General features: G+C 37.6%; 7 protein-coding genes. 1 reads left to right on the top strand and 6 read right to left on the bottom strand.

Going from position 1 to position 7,506, the window contains the following annotated elements; genetic code table 11:
* From VE944_RS27230 to VE944_RS27215, 4 genes are all read right to left on the bottom strand, one after another.
* A partial coding sequence (locus VE944_RS27230) for a DNA adenine methylase (RefSeq protein WP_324984624.1) occupies window positions 1–723 on the bottom strand: 723 nt, incomplete at its 3' end.
* A gap of 636 nt (window positions 724–1,359) precedes the next feature.
* A complete protein-coding gene (locus tag VE944_RS27225) occupies window positions 1,360–2,313 on the bottom strand; it encodes an AbiJ-NTD4 domain-containing protein (protein ID WP_324984621.1) in 954 nt (317 codons plus the stop codon).
* 122 nt (window positions 2,314–2,435) lie between these two features.
* Entirely contained in the window at window positions 2,436–2,579 is a 144-nt protein-coding gene (locus VE944_RS27220) for a hypothetical protein (RefSeq protein WP_324984619.1), read from the bottom strand.
* A 61-nt stretch (window positions 2,580–2,640) separates the two neighbouring features.
* On the bottom strand, window positions 2,641–2,769 hold the full coding sequence (locus VE944_RS27215) for a hypothetical protein (RefSeq protein ID WP_324984617.1): 129 nt from the start codon (window positions 2,767–2,769) through the stop codon (window positions 2,641–2,643).
* A gap of 105 nt (window positions 2,770–2,874) precedes the next feature.
* On the opposite strand from VE944_RS27215, the gene VE944_RS27210 reads away from it, so the two are divergent.
* Window positions 2,875–3,054: a high light inducible protein gene (locus tag VE944_RS27210; protein WP_109008463.1), complete on the top strand. Its 180-nt coding sequence runs from the start codon at window positions 2,875–2,877 to the stop codon at window positions 3,052–3,054.
* A 102-nt stretch (window positions 3,055–3,156) separates the two neighbouring features.
* On the opposite strand, the gene VE944_RS27205 is transcribed toward VE944_RS27210, so the two are convergent.
* Both VE944_RS27205 and VE944_RS27200 read right to left on the bottom strand, forming a co-directional pair.
* On the bottom strand, window positions 3,157–4,248 hold the full coding sequence (locus tag VE944_RS27205) for a hypothetical protein (protein ID WP_324984615.1): 1,092 nt from the start codon (window positions 4,246–4,248) through the stop codon (window positions 3,157–3,159).
* A 149-nt stretch (window positions 4,249–4,397) separates the two neighbouring features.
* Window positions 4,398–7,373: a molecular chaperone gene (locus tag VE944_RS27200; protein WP_324984612.1), complete on the bottom strand. Its 2,976-nt coding sequence runs from the start codon at window positions 7,371–7,373 to the stop codon at window positions 4,398–4,400.
* Between the last annotated feature and the right edge of the window lie 133 nt (window positions 7,374–7,506).

Below are 7,506 nucleotides of genomic sequence, written 5' to 3'. Positions count from 1 at the left end.
TGCTGAAATATTAGCCCATTGAAAATTTTCTCTAATATGCGATGAGTCATCATAGGTTATTAACCAGCGATGATGACATTGTTGCAAAATTTCAGCAAATCTCTGATGTTCAAAAGAAGTGTGCAAGTCACCATCTTTACCATATAGTTTTGATTTTGTAGCACTAAAATATGGCGGATCTAAAAATAAAAATACATCTTCCCCTTCTGATTTTAATAGGTGGCTGTAATCCAAATTAGTAATTTGGACATTTTTTGATAGAATATTTTCTAACTTTTCTAGCCGAACTATTGAAGAATCAGTAAATCTTTTATGAAAAGCTTGTTCAGAAAAACCGCCTGATTCTACAGTTCCCGAAAAAGTAATTCTATTGAGTACGAAAAACCGAACTGCTCTTTCTAAATCAGATAAATTATTGACATCTACACTAGTTAATTCTGTAAATAGTGATTTACCATCTGTATATTTGACTTTAATATGTCGAATTTCTTTCACTAACTGATTTATATCAGATTGGGCAAACTTCCAGAATAAAAATAGTTCGCGGTTTAAATCGTTAATCCAAATTTTGATATGAGGGAACTTTTGCCTTAAATAAATAAATACAGAACCACCACCCACAAAAGGTTCTCGTAATTCCGTAAAGTTTTCTGGCAAGTATTCAGCTATTTGATTTATTGCTTTTGATTTACCACCAGGATATCTTAAAGGACTTTTGAGCATAATTAAAAACTATAATATCTAAAAATGGCTAAATAATTCTATTTTAAGCCTTTGATTATTTTAAGCTTATAAAGCAAATTTTTTGATAATTGTTTTATGGTATGTTAAAATATCTGTAGTAGAAGCTTATGCAATTTTAAAGTGTGATAGTCCCTCGGCTATAAACTCGTTTTGTATGGGCTTTTTTAATATTTGAGCTATGCTGAAGGTTATTTATACTCTTTCAAGGGGGATACAACAACAAAAAATACTAAATAAAATTATGAACCAAAAATATGGGCGGATACTTCCAAAGGCTAAATTACCATTTTACATTTGGTTATCCAGCACGTTAGGAGGGTCGGTTGTTTCTCAAACAGCATCTAAGGATAGACGTAGTAGCTCTTTGATGAGTACTATCGGTAGTTACGCTATTAGAAAAAATTTTAATTATAAGAAAATACGACTATTGGTAATTGAAAAACTTAAACAAGAGAAAATAGCCAAGAGGAAACTTGTCAAAAAATTAAGGAGAAAGTCTCTAAGAGGAAAGTGTAATTAAAAAATAGAAAGTCCAACCGAGACTAAATCGGTTGGACAAAACACTTTAGTTAATTTCTGAAAATACAAGTTTTAAACATCAATATCAATACTGTGTTAAAACGGCATTTCTTCAGCAGGCTTAACTTCTCGAATTTTTTCTTTTACAGTTGAATCTAGCTTTTTGCCAATCTGATTACCTAACAATAGATAGATGATAGCAAACATACGGTGAAACAAATAATCAACATATGCACTTGAAGTAATAGGGATTGTTTTTACTTCTGTGTGCCTTATCATAAATTTGTTACCTATCTCAGTTAATTTTTTACCATCGTCGTCAATAACTTTTCGCATCTCTATGTCACTAGATGCTTGATCTAAACGCATCTCTATAGATTTTTTTTTATCTGATGGATAATCTAGCGTTTTTATTCTTTCCCAAGCATCCCATAGCTTTTCTAATGATTCTAAACGTATCTTTAAATTTGGATTAAGATATTTAACTCTAGCGGTTTCTAGCAATGAATCTAACTCTTTATCGTTTGTTTGAAAAATAGCATTATTTAAGATATCGCTAACTATAGGAGGAGCTAAACGCGTAACTTGTCCATTTTCTTGTAACTCAAAGATTATACCGTTCCGTTGAAACAGCCTATTTACTAGACTACGGAACTCTCTTTGCCCTTTTTGTTTATCAAAACTTAAATCATTGTGTGTATAGTACGCATGATAATCAAACTTAACTGGTTTTCCCATGTGTTCATGACAAAATTCTATGAATTCAAGGATAGTTGATGTTACAGGTTTATCTAATACATCTAAAGGAAATTTAAGCGTTGGAAATGAACCCAAAATAGCTGATGTCATCCTTAATTGATTGGTTTCATATATCTTCTCAATAGAATTAGAGAAATCAGGACATCTTTGCGGAAAGGCTTGAGCAAAGTAATCTTTATCAATCAAGTCATCAATTAAAGCAACCAAACCACTCCAAACATTAGCATCAATTTCATTTTTAGTTCTTGGCTTTAATCCAAATTCGCGTTCACCAAAATAAACATCGCTCATGATAATCCTTTAATTAATTAGAATTAAGTTTTTCAGTGTATGGAGTTCCTGGATCAATTCCTTTGAGTGGTGGTGTTAGTGCTGACATGGCTGTACCCAAAGTCAACCCCTAATATTTGCAGCTATTTAACTAAAAGCCCCGTTGGAACTGTTTCAGGCTTCTGCTCATAAAAACAAATTTCATCATGGGAGATGCCCAATGTGTTAGCAATCTGTACTTGACCCATGCCTACTTTCTGACGATATCCCAGTAAGTCAATATTCATTGCTGTATCTCAACTGCACTATTAATATTACTTATTTAGTTATGGTATAAATATGAATTTGCTAGCGAGTAGGGATTACCCACCCTTCTTTATAAGAAATTATTGTAATTCCCTGTTGCTGCATAGCTTGCTGCCGTAGACGCTCACAAACTTGTTCATCTAAAACTACGTATTCGTAATATATACTCACTAACTGAATCTTCCTTTAAGTTTATGTTGTATTTTCGTAAAAACCTGTTACATTACTTTACAGGCAGTAATAACTGTCACAACATAAAAGCTCGGAGTATTATTTATGGCAGACGTTAAGAAGACTACGGCTTCGGTTCCAGAAGATCCTAATGCTTTGCGCTGGGGCTTCACTCCTCAGAGCGAAAACTGGAATGGTCGTTTTGCAATGATTGGTTTTTTATCTGCCGTTGCACTTGAAGTCTTTTCTGGTCAAGGGATTTTACACTTCTGGGGCATTTTATAAATTTAAACGTTTTTACCTTCATTAGATTATGAGGCAAGGCGGGGATTGGCAAAATCTTCTGCCTTGCCTCATAATCTCAAGAATTAGAAAACTCGCCAGCAATTAACGTGATGAGCGAAATATTACACGACCTGGGGATTCTTCCTGATTAATTCGCGCATATACTCGAAGACAAGTTAAGACTTCGCCAGGAATACCACCACAGTCTAGTTGTAAGTCATCCTTGGATGAAGCACAGATATCTGCATAAAGTCCCGATAATTGGCGAATTCGCACTTCATTACCTGCATTAATAGCTTCATCAGCGACTTTCTTCAGGATGCGCCGTGATTCATGTTGTAGCTTTCCCCACCAAGAATAGCGTTCAGCCGGTGGTACAAATACTAGGGAATGTATCGCTTCGTCCATGTCAATCCAAGCACGGAGAATTGACAGGGGATCAGTGTTTTTCTCTGCTTTTTGGGTGCGTTGGAAGCGATCGCTTAAAGCATCAATATATTGATCGCGCTGTTCTGCTTTGGAGTGTAGGGAAATGACATCGAAGCTAAAAACGCTCTTTAAAGCATGGTGTAAATCTGGGTCTATTTCAATAAAATTCATATATAAAAATAGAAATGCTGCTGGTAAATCGGATACATTACCTTGGGGAATTTTAGAAGTCGAGAGTGCCTGTTGATACAAGGTCAATCCCTGAGTTTGAACAGTGCCACTAAGGCCGGGGTAAATAATTTCGTCGCGGATAAAGGGAAGTTGATAGAGGTTAGAATTATCTGCGATCGCACCAACTTCTTGAGCTAAATCTAAGGTGCGCGATCGCCAAGTTGCAGCTAAATCCTCTGGGACTCGCAGTAGTTTGCGTTGAATCTCATTCCACAAATCAGAGTCAGTTGTGCTTTGCAGTTGGGAATTACCCAGATAATAATTAAGTTCTGAGTCAGAATCAAAAACTTTCCGCAGATGACTTAGTTTTAAATTATCTGGCGCATCTTCCCAACCAATATTTTGCTGTGGGGGTGCAGGTTCCAACAGGTTATGAAGTTCTTGCAGCACCTCATCGCATATTTTAGATCCTGGATCTAGTGGTAATTCTGTACGAGCCTGATTTAAAGTCGCCTCTAGTCCATACAAACTAAACCGCAGTAATCGGGCTAACTCTGAGTTTTCTATCTCTAATAATTGACGCAAGTGCTGCATGAATCTCACCTCCAAATATTTTTATAGAGAATTAAGCTTGGCAAACCTCTGCGCCCCTTAGCGTTTACTCCGCGCCTCTTTGCGTTTAAAAATATTAATTTTTTTTCAACGCAGAGGTTAGCGCAGAGGAACGCAAAGGTTTAATGCAATTAATGTATGCCGCAAAATGGATCGCGTTCTTTATCAACTTCGTTGGGCTGCAATTCTAATTCAGCAAGATAAACGCATCCTTCTTCTTTTAGGCATTTCTGACTGTTTGATGTCCAGTAAGGGACTTCACCGGCGTGCATCCGCAAAATGCCTTGATCATCAAGAGTTACACGATATTGGCAAGGGTAATCTGTTGTTACATCTGGTTTGCTGAGTGCGCCAATTCTTATCCATTTTTTGCTGTTAGTTTCGGCATCTGTTTGATAAACATAAAAGGTGTGTTGGCCTGTTTGCGGGAAGGGAGGTAAGGGATTACTAATTAACCCAATTCCTGGTTCCGTCACGCCATCGCGCAGATAGTGAAATTTTTGGAACAACTTACTACCATCATTTCCTACTTCAAACACAAGATGATAGGCATCTGGTTGATCAACAGTTGCGGACTCAAGAACATTGACGGCAATATCACCATCATTTAAATCTTTATTGAAGCGTTCCACAGCAATATTCCAGTTCAATTTGCCATCAGCAAATAGCGCCGAAGTTTCTGAAACTACTGATTCTAAATCAATGCCAGGAATGTCAATTAAATAATGCGGATTTCCCTGACAAAGCAATACACTAAATTCAAGGGTTTGGTCAATCTCAAACTGGACTTTAATTTTTTTCAAAAACTCTGCTTCTTGCATTCCCAGTTTATTCATGAGGTTTTTGCCGTCGAAGCTACCCCATAGTCGTAAATCTCCATCCTCGTAGTCTTGACGGTAAATAATATTAGTTAATTGGATTCCTTGCCATGCAGTCCGAACCTTGGCGACAGTTTCCCAAGGTGCTAGTTGATAAAGTTCTTGTCCGGCTTTGAATATAGTTAATAAATCGTTACTTTGAGTTTTGCGTTTGAAGTTGCAGGGCAAATAATAAAAGAGGTTTTTGACATCAATTTCTAGCTGGTTAGCTCCCTTACGCAGTAAGCTTTTAGACTCTTCTGGATCGAATCTTAATCTTCGCAGTTTCTCGGCATAGCAAGCACCTGCTGAGGTGGCTAATTTGGTAAATTCCAGCACAAAGGTAATTCGCTCTGGATTCCACACAAAATATGGAGACTTACTAAATTCTTGGTAGATTTGGCGTTGCACTATGTCTAAATTACAAGTTTTTCCAGACAAAATTAACCAATCAACTTTTTGGGAATTCCAAGAATCTTTAGTGATATCATCGGGACGCAAGCGACTTTCCATTAATCCTTTGGCAATACCGATCGCTTCTTTAATTCCTGAAACGGCGGCTCGTTCAAATTGCTGGTTATCTAGGGTAATGCAGATGTTATTTGGATCGTTAACTTGCAATTTGACGGCGCTTTGGGTGAGCAGTTCAGAAATTTGCTGTTCAGAAAGTGTGAAGGTTAATAGAGAATTATCTGCTGGTGCTTTTTGTCCAAGTTTAAGTTTAGCAGCTTCCGCATGATCCCAAAGAATGTAAAACGATTGCAGGCGTTGGGGCGCTTGTTGCCAACGGGTAGGCAATACTTTCTCGGCAGTATCTAGGGCATCTTTATAAGCAATATCGCCTTCTGGATTCTCTTTATCTAGACATTTTAAAAGACTGCCACTTTTGAATTTGCCTTGTTCTAAGAAGCGCTCGTTTAACTCAGAGTTAATTAAATCTTCTAGCTTTTCGCTTTCAGTATCACCTGTTGTGACTGCTGTCAATAAAAAATCTGCGATCGCAACTTTTAATAATCTAAAAATTCGCAGTGTAATTAACTCACCACCTAACTGTAAATGACCAGATGAACCTAATAGTTTGGGAGTGAGTTTATAGTAACGTCCTCCTAAACCTCGGTCTTCATAATCGGCAAAACTAGGAGTTTTATCTTCTAAAGTCAGTTCAATTAAAGCTAAGTCTGTGGTTCCCCCGCCAATATCCAAAACGAGAACATTTTGTGACCATTTGTTTCCTGCTTGGCGACAACGAGTTTTGAATGACTCGATGCCAATGTTGAGATTACCACCAAATTCTCGCCATAAAAAGAATATCGCCACAGAAACAGCTTCATCATAAGCAGTTTGCACATCGTCTATCCCCAACTGCTCAACTAATTCCTTAACTTCCTTGCGAACAACTGGTGGGGCGACAGTGGGGTAGGTGACAACTGCTGTTAAAAAATCTCCTTCTGAAAACCTGCGTTGGGCGCGTTGGCGGTAGTCTTCAGTTAACTCGATTAAATGCGCCCAAGCAGATTGGATCAGTTGGTTAGCGGTAATTATTTCTTCTTCACCATCCAAAATAACTGGAAACAAACGATCTTGACCAAAATAGCGTTTGGGTGAATGGTGAAACCTGCTGATAATTTCCTTTAAAGAACCGCTTGTACCTTGAGCGATCGCTTTTTTTCGGTTATCTCTTGCTTCCCTACCCATCCGCAGTTTTAAGTCACTTAACTGTGAAATTTCCGACTCGCTGGGAATTTCCGTATCGCGGCGATCGATATCCAACACAACTGGAATCAGATTTTGCGACTCTAGGGTAGGGACGCGAAATACCTCATGATAGATTTGGTAAAGTTTTTTGCTGACAGCACGGCGGAATCTCTCGCTGTTTCCTAAAGAAAGTTCAATTTGGCGAATGGCTTCTAAAAATCGCTCTTTATTGTCACTTTCAAAGACTTCACTTAATCGGCTGGGTTCTATCTCCAGGTTTCTGCTAATTTCTGCAATAAACTTTTCCCAATCATCAGTACTGACATCTGGTAAAGCCACTGAGGCGGGAGAACTCAGCCATTGTGATAAGCGATCGCGCAACCGCATTTCCTGTTCTTTGGGTAGAATTTCTGCGATCGGTACTTCAATTGGATCGAAAAGTGTAACTGTGGAATTCGATGTACCAAAATCTAAAGCAAACCATCCTGGAAATCTTTTTTGTTGTTTCTCGCTTGGTTCTTGATCGTTATATTTATTGAGTTGAAAAGGGTTCATTATATTATCACTTTCTGTTGTTTGTTTTATAGCTGGCTAAAAACTGTAATGTTCTATCATAAAATTACAAATTTAGAGAATCTTTGGTCTTGTACCACTGATTCTCTTTAGCACTAGCTTTTTTATTTGGCGC

This window comes from Nostoc sp. (genome assembly GCF_035638895.1).
In the GTDB taxonomy this organism is placed as follows: Bacteria; Cyanobacteriota; Cyanobacteriia; order Cyanobacteriales; family Nostocaceae; genus Nostoc.
Note: the sequence above shows the minus strand (reverse complement) of the source record. Positions and strands in the feature narration are given on the sequence as shown.